Genomic DNA, 2,141 nt, shown 5'->3' with positions numbered 1-2,141 from the left:
CGGTGACGCTGCTCGACGGCACCACGCCGATCGGGACGGCCGTGGTGGGGGCCGACGGCACCTTCTCGGTCAGCCCGGCCAACCCGCTCGCGGACGGCACCTACGCCTTGTCGGTGCAGCTCACCGACGCGGCCGGCAATGCCGGCCCGCCCTCTGCGCCGCTCGAGATCGTGGTGTCGTCGGTTCCGTTCGCCTTCACCGAAGGGAATGATGTCTACACCGACAACGACCAGGGCCACGTCCTCGTGGCGCTCGGCGGCAACGACACCGTGAACGGTGCCGGCGGCGACGATCGGATCTTCGGCGATGCCGGCGACGACACGCTCCTCGGCGGCACCGGCAACGACACCATCGACGGCGGGACCGGCAACGACGTCGTGCTCGGCGAGGCGGGCGACGACGTGCTGTTCGGTCAGGACGGCAACGACTACCTCGACGGCGGGGAGGGCAACGACACCGTCTACGGCGGCCAGGGCGACGACATCATCGTCAACTCGCCCGGCAACGACTACCTGTTCGGCGGCCGGACCCTGACGGGCCCGACCGGCAACGACACCCTGGTGTTCAACTCGAAGCTCGCCGACACCTCCGTCACCCGCGACGGCGCCTACACGCTGATCGTCGGGCCCGAAGGGGAGGACCGGGTCACCGGCTTCGAGCGCTACCTCTTCAGCGATGCCACCGTGGTCACCGGCGACGGTCAGCCGCTCGTCGACGACCTGTACTACCTCGCCAACTACAAGGACGTGTTCTTCGCCGGTCAGGACGCCGACGAGCACTACGCGACCTACGGCTGGAAGGAGGGCCGCGACCCGAACGCGCTGTTCTCGACGACCGGCTACCTCGCTGCCAACCCGGACGTGCAAGCGGCCGGCGTCAATCCCCTCGAGCACTACGACCAGACCGGCTGGAAGGAGGGCCGCGATCCGTCGGCGAGTTTCGACACCGAACTCTACCTCGCCCGCAATCCGGACGTGAAGGCGCAGGGGCTCGACCCGCTCAGGCACTACATCGAATTCGGTCAGGGCGAGGGACGGCAGATCTACGACGCGATCGGCAAGACCGCCGACCTCGCCGTGCATCCGGGCTTCGATGCCGAATACTACCTCCTGTCCTATGCCGACGTGGCTGAGGCGGCGACGAAATCCGGCATGGATGCGTTCACCTACGCGTACGATCACTACGAGACCTACGGCTGGAAGGAGGGCCGCAACCCGAACGCGGTGTTCGACACGAAGGGCTATCTCGACGCCTACCAGGACGTGAAGGCGGCCGGGATCGATCCGCTGATGCACTACGACCAGTACGGCTGGAAGGAAGGCCGCGACCCGTCGAAGGGCTTCGACACGACGGAGTACCTCGCGGCCTACGGCGACGTCGCCCAGGCCAAGATCGACCCGATGCAGCACTACCTGCAATACGGCGCCCTCGAAGGCCGCGCGACCTTCGGCGACACCACCTTCGGCGGCGGCAACGTCGGATAGTCACCGACGAGTGCGACCGGCCCGGAGCTTCCGGGCCGGTCGGCACGCGCCGCGGTCGTGACCGGCCGGCGACCGGACGTGCCGCCATGGATCCGGATCCCGGGAATCCGCGGCGGCCGACGATGCGGTCGGACCGGCAAGTCCGTTGCTGTTGCACCCTTTCGCCGAGCGCGACCGGGTGCAATCGCATTTTCGGATCGACGTGTGATCGCTTCGATATCGCTCATCGCTTCCTCGATGATCCTGGTTTTTATTTGCATCAAAGAATATAAAATTTGATTTGTCGTTATTATATTCTGTGGATTGTCGATATATTACTTCTGAGCCGCACCGGGCACGATCTCGCGCATGTTATGCCTTGAGGGAGTGGTCCGATCTCGTTCAAGGCAGGAGTGTCAAGGTCCATGTTGCAAGACGCGGCCTCACAGGCCGATCTCGACCCGGCCGGCCCCGACCAATCCGGTCGCGGTCCCGCGGAACTGCCGGCGGCACGGCCCGATTCGGGCCTCGGCGCGCTGGCACTCGTCGCCTCGTTCCACCAGATCCCCTGCGAGCCGGCCCAGGTCCGCCACGACCTCGGCCTCGGCCAGGCGCCGATGAGCGGCGTCGACATCGTGCGCGGCGCGCGCCGGCTCGGCCTCAAGGGGCGCCTCCTCC

Annotated in this window: 1 protein-coding gene and 1 pseudogene; both read left to right on the top strand. The window is 66.8% G+C overall.

Going from position 1 to position 2,141, the window contains the following annotated elements; genetic code table 11:
- On the top strand, positions 1 to 1,484 hold a 1,484-nt coding region (locus ABZT49_RS11110), incomplete at its 5' end, for an Ig-like domain-containing protein (protein ID WP_355286132.1).
- 404 nt (positions 1,485 to 1,888) lie between these two features.
- Positions 1,889 to 2,141 (top strand): annotated as a pseudogene (locus tag ABZT49_RS11105) (type I secretion system permease/ATPase); the annotation flags it as partial.

The organism is Methylobacterium sp. EM32 (assembly GCF_040593685.1).
GTDB lineage: Bacteria > Pseudomonadota > Alphaproteobacteria > Rhizobiales > Beijerinckiaceae > Methylobacterium.
This window is presented reverse-complemented; position numbering and strand designations above follow the sequence as displayed.